The organism is Treponema socranskii subsp. buccale (genome assembly GCF_024181585.1).
In the GTDB taxonomy this organism is placed as follows: domain Bacteria; phylum Spirochaetota; class Spirochaetia; order Treponematales; family Treponemataceae; genus Treponema_D; species Treponema_D buccale.
Genome location: NZ_CP054258.1, coordinates 2,200,197 through 2,217,150 on the forward strand (window position 1 = coordinate 2,200,197; position 16,954 = coordinate 2,217,150).

Consider the following 16,954-nt stretch of genomic DNA (forward strand, 5'->3'; position numbering starts at 1 on the left):
CTCGTCATTTGAGCCCTTTTATTAAAGACATCGTTTCATCGATGATTTTCGTATTGTTCTTTTTTATCTCTTCCGTAACACAGCTTTCCAAGTGGTCGCGCAAAATCACATAGCCGAAGGTGCGAAGCGCGCTTTCGGCAGCGGCAACTTGGATAAGCACGTCTCCGCAGTAGCGGTTTTCGTCGAGCATCGATTTGATACCGTTCAGCTGACCGATAATCCGATTCAAGCGCGAATGAAGCGCACGCACCGACGCAGCTTCGCGCGGCGTGTGTTTGTATTGGCAGTGCATACACGTCTTTTTCGACACCGCCTTTTTTTTACCGTCCTTTGCCATAATTCCCCCGTAAAAGCTCACATTCAATATAATACCCCTATAGGGTATATGTCAAGAATCAAAATATCGGGGTAGTGAGCTTTGTACTAAAATAAAAAAGCCTCCGAAAACTCAAATCCGTTTCCGGAGGTTTTAACACCGCCTATCGATAGTTTAATAAATTTATAGACGATTCAGAGACGGGTTTTCACCTCTCTTAGCCCGGAGGAACCTTCATTTTGCCCACGGATGTATGCGAAGGCAGGTATCGTTTCGGTCCGCTCCGACGGATACGATTCCGACAGGCGTTTCGGTAAACGATTCGATAAATTCCACATACGCTTTTGCGTTTGCCGGCATCTTTTCGTATGAAGCGCACGATCGCAGATCGCTTTTCCATCCGTCGAATTTTTTGAGGACAGGACGCGCCGCATTCAAAGCGGGAATGCCGGCCGGAAAATCCGTGACGATCTTTCCGCCGATATCGTATGCGATGCAGGCTTCAATCGATTCCATTTCGTCATAGATATCGAGGTGCGTCAAAACCAGCGAATCGATGGAATTGACGCGGCACGCGTAGCGGAGCGCAACCAAATCGAGATAACCGCATCTTCGCGGCCTGCCGGTCGTTACACCGAATTCGTTTCCGGTCGTACGCACGTAATTGCAAAGCTCGCTTTCGGTATCGTTATTGAACTCGGTCGGCATCGGACCGTTTCCGACGCGCGTTTCATAGGCTTTAAAAACGCCGTACACTTTGTCTATTGCACGCGGGCCGATGCCCGAGCCCAAAGCCGCTCCTGCCGAACACGATGCGCCGGAACTCACGTACGGATACGTTCCGCTGTCCAAATCGAGCAGCGCGCCCTGCGCTCCTTCAAATAAAATATTTTCGCTGCGGTGCTCCCACAGCTTCGAAGCGATATCGACACGCATGGCAATGAGCCTTGAAGCGTAAGTGTCGATGAATTTTCTGTCTTCGGCATCGAGATCCGCCGTCTTTTCTTTCCAATCCAAATCGGCGAGCCTGATTCCGTCGCGTTCGGATTTTTGCGAATACGCGGTACCGATACCTCTCCCCGTCGTTCCGATCGGACGTTTGCGGGACGCATCGCGCTCTTTGTCAATCCTGCGGTATGCGGGCAAAACGATGTGCGCGCGGTCGGAGATGAATACGCGGCCTTCCCACGAAATGCCGTTGTCGGTAAGCATCTGCAGCTCGGCAAAAAGCGCTTCCGGATCGATGACCATACCCGAACCGAGGAATACCGATTTATCGGGATATAAAATACCCGAGGGTACTTGGTGCAGCGCGTACTTTTTTCCGCCGACGACGATCGTGTGACCGGCATTCGCACCTCCTGCAAAGCGCACGATGTACTTCGCGTCCTGCGCGAGAAAATCGACAATTTTCCCCTTCCCTTCGTCACCCCATTGAGCGCCTATAACGACAACGTTCATCGCTTCCTCCTCTATGATCGGCCGGCTGACTTAAAACGCGTTCAATCCGCCGGGCTTTACTTGAAAATGGCTGAACTCCATCGAAAACGACGCCCTGCCCTGCGTCGCCGAACGGAGACTCGTCGAAAAACCGAACATCTTCGCCATCGGTGCCTGCGCGTGAACGATTTCGCCCGTCTGCTTCGAATCCTGTCCGAGGATAATGCCGCCGCGGCCGGTCATCTGATTCATCGCGTCTCCGACGAATTCTTTCGGACAGGAAATATCGACGTCCATAACGGGTTCGAGCAATTCCGGTTTTGCAGCCGAACACGCTTTGTCGAAAACCGCGGCGGCGCACGCTTCGAATGCAAACGTCGTCGACGTCAATTCGCTGTAATCGACATCGGTTACGGTGACGGCGGTATCGGTACAGGGATAACCGAATTTGATTCCCGATTGGAAAGAACTTTCGAACGCGCTTTCCATCGCTTCGAAAATTTCGTCGGGGATATCGCCCTTCTTTACGGTACACGCATAGGAGTTTCCGGCTCCTTGAGGACGAGGTTCGACGTGAACCGTTATGCCCGCCGTATTTTCTTTTCCGCCGAGCACTTTGCTGTAGCTTTCGCTCGCGTCCGCGCTTGCGGTCACCGCTTCGCGGTAAGTCACTTGCGGAGAGCCGACGCGGCACTTCACTTTAAAATCGTCCTGCATGCGCGTGACGAGTACATCGAGATGCAGCTCTCCCATGCCGCTGATTATCAGCTGACCCGTTTCCGCGTCTTCGTGATACGTAAACGTCGGATCTTCCCGCGAAAGGATCGCAAGCGTATCATTCATCCTGTCGCGTTCGGCGAGCGATTCGGGTTCGAGAGAAACCGATATGACCGGTTCGGGAAACTGCGGTTTTTCAAGGAGCACCGGCATCCCCTCGCTGCCGAGCGTGTCGCCCGTCTGTGCGAGTTTCAATCCGATAAATGCCGCGATATCGCCTGCAGCGATACTGTCGATCGGTTCTTCTTTATCCGCGTTGATTCTGAAAATTCTGTTGACTCTCTCGCGCTTTTTTTTGTTGACGTTGTATACTTGCGTGCCGCTCGCAATTTTTCCCGAATACATGCGCACAAAACACAGGAGTCCCATATTCGGATCGTGCTGAATTTTAAACACCAAACCGACGGCGGCTCCGCTTTCTTTACACGGCACTTCGATCTTTTCTTCTTTGTCGCGCTTTATGTGCAGACCGACGGCGGGCGGCACTTCGTCGGGTGCCGGAAGATAATCGATAAGTGCATCGATGAGCGGCTGCACGCCCTGATTGCGGCGGGCGCTTCCCATCACAAACGGAACGATTGCGCGCGCTATCGTCTCTTTGCGTATCGCATCTTTCAGCTGTTCCGTCGTTATCTCTTTTCCTTCGAGGTATAATTCCGCAAGAAAATCGTCAGCCGACGCGACCTGATCGACGAGCTTCGCCCGCCATTCGTCCGCTTTTTCTTTGCGTTCGGGAGCGATATCGGAAAACGAAAAAGTTTCTCCGTCATCGTCTTCGTTCCAGCGGATTTCCTGCATCGTCAAAAGATCGATGACGCCTTCGAAATCGCTTCCTTCCCCGATCGGGATCTGGAGAGCGACGCATTCGACACCGAACTTTTCGTGCACGTCTTCCATCGAACCGAAAAAGTCGGCGCCGACGCGATCCATCTTATTCATAAAACACAGGCGCGGCACTTTAAACGTGTCCGCCTGACGCCACACCGTTTCCGTCTGCGGCTGCACGCCGTCGACTGCGCAGATGACGGCGACCGCACTGTCGAGCACGCGCAGCGAGCGCTCGACTTCGGCGGTAAAATCGACGTGCCCCGGCGTATCGATGATATTGATTTGAAAGCCTTTCCACTCGGTCGTCGTCGCCGCACTCGCAATCGTAATGCCGCGCGCCTGTTCCTGCGGCAAAAAATCCATCGTCGCCTGACCGTCGTCGATTTCGCCGATTTTGTGAATTTTTTTCGTATAATAGAGAATGCGCTCCGTCGTCGTCGTTTTGCCCGCGTCGATGTGCGCCATGATTCCGATATTTCGTATTTTATTCAGCTGCATAACGCGAGTATATAGAAAAGAGAAAGAAGGAGCAAGCGAACGAAGAGCGGGCCGGAGTTTGTTATCGTGCGAATTAATATCCTGCGCGCTATTTTTCGATTTTGCCTTTCCAGCTCATAATGCCGCCGATATTGACGACGTTCGTATATCCCATCGACGAAAGTTTTCCGGCGGCAACACGGCTTCTTTGTCCGCTCCTGCAGTAAACGAGAATTTTTTGATTTTTATTTTTCAAAATGCGCGCGGCGCTCTCTTCGGTGATCGTTTCGTTCGTCAAAAGGACGGCCCCCGGAATGTGACCCGCCTTGTACTCATCGGGACGGCGGACGTCGACGAGGATAAAATCCTTTTCCGTTTCCATAAGTTTTGCAGCTTCATCCATCGAAATCGATGTAAATTGCTCTGCCGCTTTTTTTTCATTTTCTTTTGCAAAGCATGAAAAAAACATTATCGCCCCCATAAAAATAATAATTCCTATCGTTCGTGTATTCATATTTTCAATCCTTATCAAAATAGTATATGATCCGTGTCAACAACACCGGAAACCGTATTTTCCAAAAACGGCATATAACGGCATATAATATAAAAATCGGCTGCACTTCCGGCAGAAGCCCTCGCGTTCGACGCGGCGATTACAAAACCGTGCCGATTGCGTCGAGAGACGGTAATATGCACATCGCGATTTTTTTCATTTCATCGTCGGGCGCAATTTTATCGGGCACCATGATGCACGAAAGTCCCGCTCCGTACGCGCTCCGCATACCGTTCGGCGAATCTTCGATCGCACAGCAGACATCGGGCGAAAGACCGAGCGATGCGCAGGCGCGCTCGTAGATTTCGGGATCCGGTTTTCCGCGAGCGACCGTATCGCCTGTCGTAAGCGTTTCGAAAAAATCGATAAAGCCGGCGTTTTTCATCTGACGGCGTACGGCATCTCCCTCGGTGGAAGAGGCAAGCGCGACGCGGTAGCCTTTTTTTGTCAAATATTCAAGCGCCTCACGCGCGCCTTTCATCGAAGGAAGCCCCTCTTCCGTTTCGATTTTATTAAAAAGCTCCGCGGTACGATTCATAAATCTATCGGCCGCGGATACGCTTTGCAAATCGTGTTCGAGCGAGGCACGGGTATCGGCATAATTGCATCCGCGGTTTTTTTCGATAAGATACTCGATATCGGCAATGCCGCACTCTTTTGCCGCTTTACGCCACACAAGGTCGCAGACGGTTTCGCTGTCGAGCAAAACCCCGTCCATATCGAAAATCACTGCGGCAAAAGTTTTCATCGTCATCGGTGTTCCGGCGCTTAGGCTTTTGCCGTCCAAAGTCCGTGTTTATTGCAATACTCGTATGCCGCAATCAATTTGTCGCCTGAGGCGAGCGCAAACGACGCTTCGGGCTTTTCTCCGGGTTTAAGCGTTTTACGCTGGACGCCCTGTTCGGTTTCTATCGCAATCCACTGAATATAGTGATCGGCTTCCATCGGATGAGCTACGGAACCGACGGCAACGTGAACTTCGCTGCCTTTTACCGTGATGACCGGCACGTGCTTTTCCTGCGCAGCATCGGTTGTATTCGCTTTGAGCTCCTGCATCTCTTTTCCGCAGCAGGACGGAAGGCAGCCTCCCTTGTGAATCATGCTGACGATTGTGCCGCAATGTCTGCATATATAAAATTGCATAGTGTCCTCCAAGACATAGTATCATATATAATATACCGAAAAAACAAAAAAAAGCAAATAATTTTATTTTTGTTTTTATTTCACTTTTTTGCTCATTGACGGAAATGCGCGGTTCGGGTAAATTTTTACCATGCATAAAAAAATCGAAAGCTTGTATCGTTTCCATATAACGGCATCCCGCTTCTTTGCAAACGGTAAAAAAATTATTAAAACAAATATGTGCCGCGCTCGTACGGTATGTACGGTTCTTTTTATTGTCTTTTCCGCCCTTCCCCTCTCCGCTTCCCGCCGCGCCGTTTTTTTGTGGCAGGGCGTGCGGAGCATGAAAAACTGCGATTCGGTTATGTTTATGAGCAGGCCAGAAAACGCAAACGGGGCAGCTCTCATCATTTGTCCCGGCGGAAGCTATCACCACTTGGGTATGTACAATGAAGGGCACTGTACTGCAAAGCGTTTCAACGCGCTCGGCGTTACGACTTTCGTACTGCGCTACCGCGTCGCCCAAGGAGGCGCTCATCACCCCGCCCAACTCGAAGACATACAGCGGGCGATCCAGCTCGTACGCGAAAACGCACGCGACTACGGCATCGATCCCGACAGAGTCGGCGCAATCGGTTTTTCCGCAGGCGGACACTTAGTGACGATGGCAGGCGCCTTTGCCGAACGCGGCAACGAACTTGCAAAGCTCGGTATCGATGTGAAAGTAAGCCTGCGTCCCGACTTCGTCATGGCGATCTATCCCGTCGTTTCGATGCGCGACGATATCGCAAACAAGTGGTCGCGGAAAAGCCTGCTCGGGAAAAATATGAGCGAAGAACGAAAAGAACGCTTTTCCATGGAAAAGCAAATCCCTTCGACAATGCCGCCGACATACATCCTCGCCTGCCGCGACGATCCCGTCGTTAAATTCGAAAACAGCCGTCTCCTGTACGCCGCTCTCAAAGCGAAAAATATACCGTGCCGCTTTGCGCAATACGAAACGGGCGGACACGGCTTCGGTATGCTCGAGGGCGCCTTTATGAAAGAGACACACTGGAACGAAGACATGGAGGCGTGGTTAAAAGATCGAATGGCAAGTTTTGAAAGTATCAGCCAATAAAGCTATACTTCCGGCGGGAACGGCTACTGTACAATTATTCGTAATCGTGTCCAAACGCGGCTCTCACAGCGGAATCCTCGCTTACGCTCCGGTTGTGCTTTTAAGCAAGGCTTCCGCAAGCTGAACGCACAAAGTCGCACGCGTGTCTCCCGCTGTTACGCCGCATCCCGCACACGTCAAGCGGTTCCGGTATACGGTCGCAACTTCGCTGTAAACATAATTTTATTTATTTTCGAAACCTGCCATTCGCTTGATACGCGAAACGGATGGAAGAAAACGGCATGCTGCAGAATTAGCATATATGCCGAATGAAAGCCTTTCTCGTCCGCACAAGAACGCGATGCGCACACTGTAAACTTGAGGCGTTTATCGGATTTGAAAATCGCGTCAGGTATTATTCGTTTATATACTTGGAAATCTCGTTAACTTTTTCTTCTATAAGCCTTTTATTTCCAAGTTTTATATTATACCTGCTTGGATTTATTGCAGTTAGTATTAATTTTATAAATTCTTCATTGCTTAAATAATTATAATCTTTATCAAAATAAAATTCAGATGCATCAGCAAGTCCGATTATTCCGTTTCCAAAATAGGTATTTGAAATTATATAATTATAACAATCTTTATAATTAATATTTTTTTCAATATTTCTCATAGTTCCGAAAATTATAATTCTCCGATCCATTGTTCTAATTTTTTTATTTCTTTCATCATTCTTTTCAAAATAAAATGTTGCCATTATATATGCCATTTTATTTTTTGAAAAAACAAAATCCGTAATTAAAGGAAGTTTTCTTAATTTCGGATTTTTATCATTCGTGTAAATATAACTTACGATCTCTATTTGCTTTTCAGTCAGTTCAATTGTAGTTTCGTTTTTTATATTCTCATACTTTATTTTTATACCTTTCTTATTAATATATATATTCAAAAAAATATATACACACAAACAACATAATAACATAAATAAAAGTAAAGAAAAAAACATTTTTATAATTAAAGATTTTATATTTTTTTTACTTACGGCCAACTTCATTCTTTTTCTTCCTTAGCGTTGCAGTACGGTGTCAATCCAAGACTCGCTCAACCTGCATTGCGAAGCAATATCAGATCGAATCGGGTGTTAGGTAAGTTTTTTTATCAGTACGTTGCAAGATACCGAGCCGTATTAACATTTCGTATAGTCATATCTTTATATACTTTATGCGATATTATTTTATTCAAATGACTTTTATTATAATCTTTTCGTCGAACATTCCAAATTAACGCACCCTTAACATATAGTAATTGTATATATTCCTTTTTTATCGGCAATTCATTTATTATGTTTTCAGTATCTATTGATTTAAATAAATACGCTACATCGGTTTTTTGATCATCATTATTTTGCCAATCACCGGGGATGCTGTTTGCTATTTTCACCATCTCACTTTTTGTCTTTACCAATACTTTTACTTCATTCCCGGTCGTTATATGTAATGCTTTTTCAATATTCTCCGTGATACTGTTTTTCTTATCATGTGATTTAAAAATCACATTCCCGGAATTGATGTATGTTGAAACGTTTGAAAAACCGCATTGCTCAAACAATATTTTCAATTCTTTCATATTGATTTTTACCGAGTTTCCGACATTGATCCCTCTGAGCAATGCTATATAATCCATAATAATCCTTGTTCCGCCCTAAAGTTTACATTTTATTTCAATTTCGATAACGGTTTTGAATTCCTCTTCTTGTCTTCCTTCTATGTTTAGATTGCCTTCAATATAAAATTTATATTTCTGCTTTCCTACTTTTTTAACTTCATAGATTTGTATCCAACCAGCATAAATCTTTTTATCTACTAATTCTTTTATACAATCAATTGTTTTTATTTCAGTCCCATCAGAATAATGGTAAAATACAATCTTTTTCATCATAGAGTCTGGGTTAATTAAAATGTTGCCTTCGACATCTTCAAATGGATAGTATGAGCTTACTACTCTGACAATAGAAAGATCTTCGTAGCTCCTGTATTCAAATCTTATTCCTCCCCCATTATATAATGTCATAAGGAAGGCTTTAGCCTTATCAGGTCTATGATAAACAAGCATTTTTTTATTGTCAGGAGAAATGTAGAAATCTTGAATTAGTTCCCGGTTCTTAAAATTTGTAATCTGATTATTGTTTTCGTCATATATTTGCTTATTATATGGTTTTCCATCGATTCTAAATTTTATTTCTTGCGCAAAAACCGATAAAGATATGACAATCAATGCTGAAAATACCAAAAATACTTTTTTCATTTTCCTCCTAAAAAGCAAGCCGATAGGCTGTCGCCATAACATGCGCTTAACCCGCGAACGGGCTCGACCCGTTTGTCAGCGTTGAAGCAGGGGGTTATACATTACATTGCTTCTAAAATTCCAATTATTGCTGATTTTATTTTTGTCTTGAGACCTTCACGTAATTTACTTTTTTCATCCGAGTCAGAACACTTATAAACCATTTGCCTTTTCAATCCCAAATCAAATGGAAGATTATTTATATCACCGCTTGATTCATTGTATACCATAATAATTCTACTATCACCCAAAGTTTTATAAGCATATCCTAACTCAAACATAACATTTGGATTAGGGAATGATTTTTTATCGTTATTACTAATAGAACTTACATCCGCAATAAAAACATCTGAGTTGTCTATTTTTCTTAATATTGTATTGACAATATCGGGAGAGCCGCACTCTCCACGAGTGTCTTGATCTAGAAATATCTCCAATTTTTTTTCTTGATTGATTTCTTCAATAGCATCCTGAATAGCTTTCTGTATGAATCCGCGATTGATATTATTTGCAATATCTGATTGCCAAGAGTAAAAAACATGAAGATTTTTATATTGGCAATAATCTTTAATGAGTTGCTTAGCCCCGAGTAACATTTGAACTACTTCTTCATGATTACCCATGAAAGATGGATTACTAACAAATGTACGAAAAACAGTATCAAATAGCCCAAGTTTTTCAGCTGGAATATATTCTCGAAATAAATCTTCTAATTCAAATCCGTTCTTAAAAACTAACAATCGTAAAGTATTTTTGTATGCAAAATAGTTATCAGTATTTTTCCGATTCAATTCTTCTATTAGTAAATCAATAGTTTTTATAACTTTGTTTATTCTTTCATTTTTCTTCATTATTTCCTCCTCTGTGCGAAGCATCGGTCTAACTACCGCTTAACTTGCATTTGCGGCTTGTCCGCAATGTCAGGTTGAAGCGGGTATTAGGTTAATTCTTATTTTAAATATTTTATATCAATATTTGCAACTATTTTCTACACAAATTATTATTTAAAGTAATTATTTTTTATTTTTTCTTAATTGCTCAACTTTTTTATGCTTGACAACAATATCATTATTTCTTTTTTCTAACAGCTCATCGTGAATATTGTTATCTTGCATAATTTTTAAAACCTTAGCTGCTATTTCAAAAGCTTTTTGATAAGATTTCTGAGATATTCTCATCTTTTCATCAGGATCGCCATAATTTTCATTTTTAAAATAAGCGTAATTTCTATCCGCTTTTTTCTGTAGAGTTTCTGCAGTGCTTGTTTTCTTCTTTATATCTATCAGTATTTTTTCTAGTTCATTTTTTTCTTTCATATTTTCCTCCATTCAGTTAGTTAGCTAAACATCATTTTTATGATTAACATTACTTTTGTTATTCAATTAAATTCAAAAATTAAAAAGATGGTTCTAAGAAAATAGGTTTTCCTTAGAACCATAAATAATTAGTTCACCTTTGCTGAAATGAATCAAAATCTTCAGTAATGTAAATAGATCTTGAAGTTCCGTTTCCAGATCTTATACTCAAACCGGTTTTATATTCATCTCCACGATCAAGCTTTATAAATGATTCAACATCTTCTGTTTTTATTGACATTTGAGTCGGAGCTTGATAACCACATGCAAGTTTGAAAGAATCACAACCTTTTACATTGAAAAACATAATTTACATCTCCTGATATGTTGTGCCATTTGTCAATAGCAAAACAAAATAAATATAAAAAAAGAAAAGGTTTTAGAAACCAAGATTTTCGGCACCAGACCATTCTGATATTCGTGGATTTAAGCTGAAACTTCGTTTCAACTGTTACCGACAGGTCAATGATCCGCCAAAAGTTCTTTCTGTCTATTACGCGGGAATTCACAGTAGCTATCTACTGCTTAGCCCATAGACAATATGTTGTGCCAGCCCGTTTGTAACGACGAGGATTTAACAACAAGTCGGTAAACGCTATGCTTACCGGAAAGAGGTATTACCTCATACAAAAAGGAGGCACAACATGGAAAGTATAACACAAAACGAAAAAGTTTTGTATGTAGGGATTGATGTTCATAAGGACACGTATGCACTGTGTTGCTTTGATTTCCAGCGGAATGAACTTAGAGATGAAATGATCGTTAAGGGGACAACAAAAGCAGTGATAAGCTATTTGGAGGCAATAAAGCAGAAGCATCGGGAAGAACTACTGTTTGTCTGCGGCTATGAAGCGGGACCGACAGGGTATGGACTTTGCCGGGGATTGCAGCAAGCAGGCTTTGGATGCGTTGTCATGGCACCGACAACAATGGCAAATCCGGAGGGGAAAAGACGTGTAAAAACCGATAGAATAGACGCAAGAGCAATAGCACGGATTCTTGCATATAAATCGTACCGACAGGTATATCTTCCCAGTGAAGCAATGGAAGCATTAAAGGAATATACAAGAGCGAGAGATGCGAAGAAGCGAATGTATATTCCTTGATATAAACTTTGCGGTTTAGACGGAGTATGTTGCCGTTCGTCTTTTAAAAATTCAGCGGCGCCGATTTGCTGCCGCCGCTTGGACACCAATAATCCGGCGGGAACAGGCGGCAATAATACGGCAACGATACGGCAACGATGGGGCTGTCCAAAAAGAAAGGACAGCCCTGATTATTTTTAAAGACAAAAGATTTGTTCTGTGCTAAAATTTAAGTATGAGCAGAGGAGTAAGCGATAAAATCACATTCAAGCCGTACAATCAGCATGAACAGTGGCTTTTGCCACCGAGCCTGGATGAACTTGTACCGGAAAATCATTTTGTAAGAATTGTTAGTAAAACAGTAGACGAGCTTGGGATAGAAGAAGTATTTGCAAAATATACGAAAGGAGGCGGAGCAAGCCGTTATAATCCTGTGATGCTTGTGAAGGTATTGATTTATTGCTACATGACAAGAACCTATTCTTCACGGCAGATTGCAAAGCAGTGCCGTGAAAATGTACAGGTAATGTGGCTGACAGGATTTCAGAAACCGGACTTCCGGACAATTAATAAATTCCGAAGTGAAAAATTAAAAGACTCAATCGAAGAAATCTTTATCGCGACGGTACAGCTCCTGAATAAAAAAGGCTATGTCAGTCTTGAGAAATATTTTGTAGACGGAACAAAAATCGAAAGTGCTGCAAATAAATACACCTTTGTCTGGAAAAAGGCTGTTGAGAAAAACGAGAAAAAGCTCGATGAGAAGCTCAAGGTATTTCTGAATGATGTAGAAGAAATCACTCGTAAAGAAGATCAAGTTTACGGGGATAAGGATTTTGCAGAAACAGGAACTGATGATCCTGTAACAAGCGAAGATATAAAGGAAGCAGCCGAAAAAATCAAACAGAGACTTGCCGAAATAAATAACCTTGATGCTGAAGAATTAAAAGACGTAAAAAAAAACTGAAAAAGGCAAAACGGCAGATTGAAACTGATTACCTTCCACGCAAAACAAAGTACGAAACGGCAAAGGCGACCTTCAAGGGCAGAAACAGTTACTCAAAAACAGATGAAGAGGCAACTTTCATGCGAATGAAAGAAGATCATATGCTCAACGGGCAGCTCAAGCCCGGCTACAACATCCAGGTCGGGACGGAGAACAATTTTGTCATAGGTTATGATGTTTTTCCAAATCCAACGGACACAAGAACCTTTATCCCTCATCTTGAAAATGTTCAGAATCGATTAAAATGTAAATTTAAAACAGTTATTGCAGATGCCGGTTATGGGAGCGAGGAGAATTATGATTATCTTGAAGAAAAAGAAATTACAGGAATTGTAAAATACCCAAGTTATGAAAAAGAAACAAAGAGGAGTTTCAAGAAGAAAATCTTTAATGCTGAAAACTGGAAGTATGACGCAGAACAGAAAGAATATACCTGTCCGTGTGGAAATCCGGTCCCCTACAAAAAGACCGTAACGAAGAAAAATGAATCGGGCTATATGCAAACTTATGAAGTCTACCGGTGTGATAATTGCGAAGGATGTCCATTCCGAGCACTGTGTACAAAATCTGAATACGGCCGTATGGTTCAGCGAAACGAACACCGGCTTGAACAGAAAGCAAAAGTAAAGGAACTGCTTGCAACATACGAATACAAGAAACTTATGAAGGAGCGTTCTACCGAATGTGAAACGGTTTTTGGACAGATAAAAGGTAATTTACACTTTAGGAGATTTTATCTTCGTGGGAATGAAAAAGTGGGAACCGAATGGGGCTTATTGATGATTGGATAGACTTTAAGCAGCTTGCCCGAATGATGAACGCGTAAAACAAAAAAACGACGCTCAAAAAAAAATCGAAAATCGAACCTTTCACAAAAAAAGGCTGTCCTTACTGCTGTTGGCAATAACTTCTTGGACAGCCCCTATGTTATAATGATTGAATAATATGAAATTTATCTGTTTCGGAGAAATACTTTTTGACATATTCAAAGATTCGGCGCGAATCGGAGGCGCCCCGTTAAATGTGGCCGCGCATTTTCAAAAACTCGGCGCAACGGGAACTATCGTCAGCGCGGTAGGAGACGACGAACTGGGGCGGTCGGCGTTGGACACCGTTAAAAAATTCGGAATAGGCTCCGAGCATATTCATATAAGCGAATTTCCTACCGGAAAGGCCGAAGTTTTTCTTGTCGACGGAATAGCCGACTACGCTTTTAACGAGCCGTGCGCTTGGGACGACATAAAAATTTCCGATGAGCTAAAAGGACCGTTTGACGTTCTATGTTACGGAACTCTTGCACAGCGCAGCGAACAAAACCGAAAAGCCCTCTGCCGAATATGGGACTCTCTTGACGTACCTGTAAGATTTTTCGACGTAAATATCCGTAAAAATTTTTACAGCAAGGAAATAATCGATCAAGGGCTTCTACATGCCACCATCGTTAAAATGAATAACGATGAAATTCCCGTTATAGCGAACGCCGCAGACATCGGTAAAAAGAATTTCGATGAAACGATAGCGGAGCTTTTTCACCGATACCCGCTCGATATAATCTTAGTAACTCTCGGAAAAAAAGGTTCGGTTTGCTGTACGAAGGACGGAAAAATTTTCCGGCAGAACTGTAAAGACATAACCGTCGTAGATACGGTCGGCGCCGGAGACAGTTTATCCGCAGGTTTTTTGTACATGATGCTTAAAGGTGCTCCTTTACAGCAGGCGTTGGCTTTCGGATCAACCCTTGCGGATTATGTCTGTGCGCATCAAGGCGCAATTCCCGAATACGACGAAGAGCTTTTAAATAAATTTCACTACGTCCAAGATAAAGAAGATACTTTTTAAAGTCTGTAATTCGCGGTATAGTTGGGACTGTAATTATAAAACCTTCGGCAATTTCTGCGAAAATGGCGTTCTGTTCGTCACTCGGCTCAAGGAAAATGCGGTCAAAACACAAATATGGATAGCGTTGATTGTCTATCCGCTTTTTCTGAAACTTTGCGAGCAGTGTAAATATGACGACAAGAATTTTACGTACTTTTGTTTATATTTTGAATCAGGATCACAACCATTATTAAACATTCCAAGCCCTTTTCTGTTTAACCGATAATCATCCCAAAAACCATGTGTATCGGTTGTGAAATTATAATTAACATTTATTTCTTTTATATTTTCCATTTTGCGGCCGCTCCGTCGGCCGTCCGTATAACCAGCGTTTTAAACCGTAAAAACGTTTTTGCGCAACGCGCAAAATTGGTGCAAAAGTTGCAGCGGCGAAAAGCTGCGGAAAGTAACTGTTGTGACAAAGTTTTTATCGGCTTTGAAAACCTTGTTATGCTTTTTTTATTTTTACCTTGCCAGTTGATTTTAATAACTGAATCATATTTATTAAAATACAAATACCGCACAAAAACAACGATAAATATATATTTGTAAGTAATTCTTTTTTGACTTCCGGTTCTTTTACTGATTCAAAAGAAAGCTTTACAATTTCAAATATGGGATAACCTTTTATTTCCGGAAACTTTAATACTTCTTTTATAATAACAGCAATATAACTTAAATATACTCCGACAGCCGTATATACCGAACTTATTAAAGAAATTATAAGTACACCTATCTTGTTCATTTTGCCTTTTGCCCAAACATAGCCTTTTTGTGAAAGATAAAAATATATTAAACCTGATGCACCTGCAATTCTACCTAACAAAAATAAAATGAATGTTACTAATATTCCAGGAATAGAAAAAACTATCGCTGCTATTGAACCTTGAAGATAATTATTTGGTTGGAGCCTAAAATCTTCATACGCATTTTCAATTTTAGTTTCTAATCTTTTTGCACAAGAAGAACACATCGGCAACGGAATACCATCAATATCAAATATATTAAGTCCATCCGTTTCTATACAGTTATCTCCACTGCATTTTGATTTTTCTTGCGGGTATTTTTGTTTAATATAACCAGTTATGTCTTCAATTACTTCTTTTATTTTTGAAATTTTGAAAGGTAAAAAATATTCCGTAAATACAATATAAACATCAAATGACTGATCATCAAAAAAATCTATACTTTTTGCATATCCTTTCCTTTTCCAAGATAAAATTTTCTTTTTATCATCTTCATTTAATTCAATTGGAAATCTGAAACTTACATTTTCCCGATTCGCCCCATCTGCAAACATAACATATGTATTATTTATAAATCCATAAAAATATGTTCCGTTATTTTTGAAACCAAATTCTTGGCTCAATTTTTTTAAACCCGGAAAAACCATTCTATTTACCCCTTTTTTCTAAAAACCACGCCTATAGCGTTGTGTACATAACATTGTTTTAAACCGCAGGCAGCTCGATTACCTGTCGGCTTTGAAAACTGTGTTATGTGTTTTTCCTTTAATTTTATTTATTTGTATTTTTCCCCAAGCTCTTTTACTCTGTTCTGAATCTTACTTCTTAATTCTCTTTGTTTTTCATTTAAATATAAATCAAGTTCTTTATCAATACCTGTATGGAAATATGCTACTTCTGGAATAGAATCTAGTGGTGATAAATCTTTTGTTGTAATTTTTACTGATACAAACCTAAAACTTTTTAATTTATTTAATGTATCAAGAAAATGAAGATTAGAAATTTTTGAATTATTTCCTATTACAAGTTCTTGTAATTCGGTAAGTTCTCCAAGAATTGACCAATCTGAAATATTTTTTCCTGCACCTTCTTCAAACCAAAGCCTTTTTAATGTTTTTTTTAACTTTTCTATACCTTTTATATCATTAAGATTTTTGATATAAAAAAACCTAAGTTCCTCAAGTTTTGGTAATTCACAAATAGAAGAAAGATTTAACATATTCCCAAAACCTATATGAATCGTTTTTACACAAGGAAGTTTTTGCATCTGTAACCAAAAATTTTCATAATCTTTACATCTATAAATGGAAACTTTTTCAAGTTGTTTACATTCAGGAGTTATTTCCGTATTTTTCCCAAAACCACAACCTAAACTTTTTAACTTTGGAAGATTTAACTTTACATTTTCTAGATCACAACCAAGTTCTGTTAAATCTTTGAAATTGTTAAAAATTGATGAATTATATTTGATTTTTTTACGAGGTGAACCAATATGTATCGACTCAAGTTCCGGATAATTCAAAAGAGCTTGTAAGCTTTTATTAATTTCTTCATTACATTCAAGAGTTATTCGATTACTTTTTGGATAAATCATATTAATTTTTTCTTTCGCCTAAATCCAACGCTCAGCGCTGTGTACATAACTTCTCCCTTAACCTGCATTTGCGGCTTATCCGCGTTGTCATCGTTGAAGCGGGCGTTAGGTGATGCTCTCAAATCTAATTACCTGCTCTCGTATATCGACGTAAGCCGTTACGCCAAAAGGAATAATACATTTGGGAGACGAATGTCCTATGTTTACATTATAAACAATCGGCAGATTTGAATCTGCTGCTGTTTCAAAAAGACAAAACCGTTTTAACACTTGACGAAAATTAAAACTTTCAAATTCTTTCTTTTTTTCAAGATTGATTTTATAAACCATTT

General features: G+C 41.2%; 21 protein-coding genes. 5 read left to right on the forward strand and 16 right to left on the reverse strand.

Annotated elements, in window-relative coordinates; all coding sequences use genetic code 11:
• Positions 1-4: 4 nt before the first annotated feature.
• The 6 genes from HRI97_RS09935 to HRI97_RS09960 form a co-directional block, all read right to left on the reverse strand.
• The gene (locus HRI97_RS09935; protein WP_180486758.1) at positions 5-337 is read right to left on the reverse strand and encodes a metal-sensing transcriptional repressor; all 333 of its coding nucleotides are present in this window, start codon (positions 335-337) and stop codon (positions 5-7) included.
• A gap of 213 nt (positions 338-550) precedes the next feature.
• The gene (purA, locus tag HRI97_RS09940; RefSeq protein WP_253725291.1) at positions 551-1,777 is read right to left on the reverse strand and encodes an adenylosuccinate synthase; all 1,227 of its coding nucleotides are present in this window, start codon (positions 1,775-1,777) and stop codon (positions 551-553) included.
• Between the two features lie 30 nt (positions 1,778-1,807).
• On the reverse strand, positions 1,808-3,859 hold the full coding sequence (gene fusA, locus HRI97_RS09945) for an elongation factor G (protein WP_253725292.1): 2,052 nt from the start codon (positions 3,857-3,859) through the stop codon (positions 1,808-1,810).
• A gap of 88 nt (positions 3,860-3,947) precedes the next feature.
• Positions 3,948-4,352 (reverse strand): rhodanese-like domain-containing protein, encoded by a 405-nt coding sequence (locus tag HRI97_RS09950; protein WP_253725293.1) that lies wholly within the window; start codon positions 4,350-4,352, stop codon positions 3,948-3,950.
• A 139-nt stretch (positions 4,353-4,491) separates the two neighbouring features.
• Positions 4,492-5,145 (reverse strand): HAD family hydrolase, encoded by a 654-nt coding sequence (locus HRI97_RS09955; protein WP_253725294.1) that lies wholly within the window; start codon positions 5,143-5,145, stop codon positions 4,492-4,494.
• A 14-nt stretch (positions 5,146-5,159) separates the two neighbouring features.
• Positions 5,160-5,534: a desulfoferrodoxin family protein gene (locus HRI97_RS09960; protein WP_253725295.1), complete on the reverse strand. Its 375-nt coding sequence runs from the start codon at positions 5,532-5,534 to the stop codon at positions 5,160-5,162.
• A 130-nt stretch (positions 5,535-5,664) separates the two neighbouring features.
• Here HRI97_RS09960 and HRI97_RS09965 point away from each other — a divergent pair, with 130 nt between their 5' ends.
• Positions 5,665-6,633 carry an alpha/beta hydrolase gene (locus HRI97_RS09965; protein WP_253725296.1) on the forward strand — a complete coding sequence of 323 codons (969 nt, stop codon included), beginning with the start codon at positions 5,665-5,667 and terminating at the stop codon, positions 6,631-6,633.
• Positions 6,634-7,027: 394 nt separating this feature from the next.
• Here HRI97_RS09965 and HRI97_RS09970 read toward each other — a convergent pair whose 3' ends face one another.
• From HRI97_RS09970 to HRI97_RS09995, 6 genes are all read right to left on the reverse strand, one after another.
• Positions 7,028-7,669, reverse strand: coding sequence for a transglycosylase domain-containing protein (locus HRI97_RS09970; RefSeq protein WP_366794028.1), 642 nt, complete (start codon positions 7,667-7,669; stop codon positions 7,028-7,030).
• 104 nt (positions 7,670-7,773) lie between these two features.
• Positions 7,774-8,298: a DUF1697 domain-containing protein gene (locus tag HRI97_RS09975; protein WP_253725298.1), complete on the reverse strand. Its 525-nt coding sequence runs from the start codon at positions 8,296-8,298 to the stop codon at positions 7,774-7,776.
• Between the two features lie 18 nt (positions 8,299-8,316).
• Positions 8,317-8,919, reverse strand: a complete 603-nt coding sequence (locus tag HRI97_RS09980) for a hypothetical protein (protein ID WP_253725299.1) — start codon at positions 8,917-8,919, stop codon at positions 8,317-8,319.
• Between the two features lie 101 nt (positions 8,920-9,020).
• Positions 9,021-9,809, reverse strand: a complete 789-nt coding sequence (locus HRI97_RS09985) for a TIR domain-containing protein (protein WP_253725300.1) — start codon at positions 9,807-9,809, stop codon at positions 9,021-9,023.
• A 162-nt stretch (positions 9,810-9,971) separates the two neighbouring features.
• Positions 9,972-10,274, reverse strand: coding sequence for a hypothetical protein (locus tag HRI97_RS09990; protein ID WP_253725301.1), 303 nt, complete (start codon positions 10,272-10,274; stop codon positions 9,972-9,974).
• A gap of 133 nt (positions 10,275-10,407) precedes the next feature.
• Positions 10,408-10,620, reverse strand: a complete 213-nt coding sequence (locus HRI97_RS09995; protein WP_253725302.1) for a hypothetical protein — start codon at positions 10,618-10,620, stop codon at positions 10,408-10,410.
• 337 nt (positions 10,621-10,957) lie between these two features.
• Between HRI97_RS09995 and HRI97_RS10000 the strand changes: the two genes are divergently transcribed.
• The 4 genes from HRI97_RS10000 to HRI97_RS10015 all read left to right on the forward strand — a co-directional run bounded on the left by HRI97_RS10000 (position 10,958) and on the right by HRI97_RS10015 (position 14,243).
• Positions 10,958-11,419, forward strand: a complete 462-nt coding sequence (locus HRI97_RS10000; protein WP_253725303.1) for an IS110 family transposase — start codon at positions 10,958-10,960, stop codon at positions 11,417-11,419.
• Positions 11,420-11,633: 214 nt separating this feature from the next.
• On the forward strand, positions 11,634-12,365 hold the full coding sequence (locus HRI97_RS10005) for a transposase (protein WP_253725304.1): 732 nt from the start codon (positions 11,634-11,636) through the stop codon (positions 12,363-12,365).
• A gap of 119 nt (positions 12,366-12,484) precedes the next feature.
• Positions 12,485-13,195, forward strand: coding sequence for a transposase (locus HRI97_RS10010; protein ID WP_301338885.1), 711 nt, complete (start codon positions 12,485-12,487; stop codon positions 13,193-13,195).
• 154 nt (positions 13,196-13,349) lie between these two features.
• The gene (locus HRI97_RS10015; RefSeq protein WP_253725306.1) at positions 13,350-14,243 is read left to right on the forward strand and encodes a PfkB family carbohydrate kinase; all 894 of its coding nucleotides are present in this window, start codon (positions 13,350-13,352) and stop codon (positions 14,241-14,243) included.
• Positions 14,244-14,375: 132 nt separating this feature from the next.
• On the opposite strand, the gene HRI97_RS10020 is transcribed toward HRI97_RS10015, so the two are convergent.
• From HRI97_RS10020 to HRI97_RS10035, 4 genes are all read right to left on the reverse strand, one after another.
• Entirely contained in the window at positions 14,376-14,576 is a 201-nt protein-coding gene (locus HRI97_RS10020; protein WP_253725307.1) for a hypothetical protein, read from the reverse strand.
• 154 nt (positions 14,577-14,730) lie between these two features.
• Positions 14,731-15,675 carry a hypothetical protein gene (locus HRI97_RS10025; protein WP_253725308.1) on the reverse strand — a complete coding sequence of 315 codons (945 nt, stop codon included), beginning with the start codon at positions 15,673-15,675 and terminating at the stop codon, positions 14,731-14,733.
• A 128-nt stretch (positions 15,676-15,803) separates the two neighbouring features.
• The gene (locus HRI97_RS10030; RefSeq protein ID WP_253725309.1) at positions 15,804-16,622 is read right to left on the reverse strand and encodes a leucine-rich repeat domain-containing protein; all 819 of its coding nucleotides are present in this window, start codon (positions 16,620-16,622) and stop codon (positions 15,804-15,806) included.
• A gap of 105 nt (positions 16,623-16,727) precedes the next feature.
• Positions 16,728-16,952: a hypothetical protein gene (locus HRI97_RS10035; protein ID WP_253725310.1), complete on the reverse strand. Its 225-nt coding sequence runs from the start codon at positions 16,950-16,952 to the stop codon at positions 16,728-16,730.
• Between the last annotated feature and the right edge of the window lie 2 nt (positions 16,953-16,954).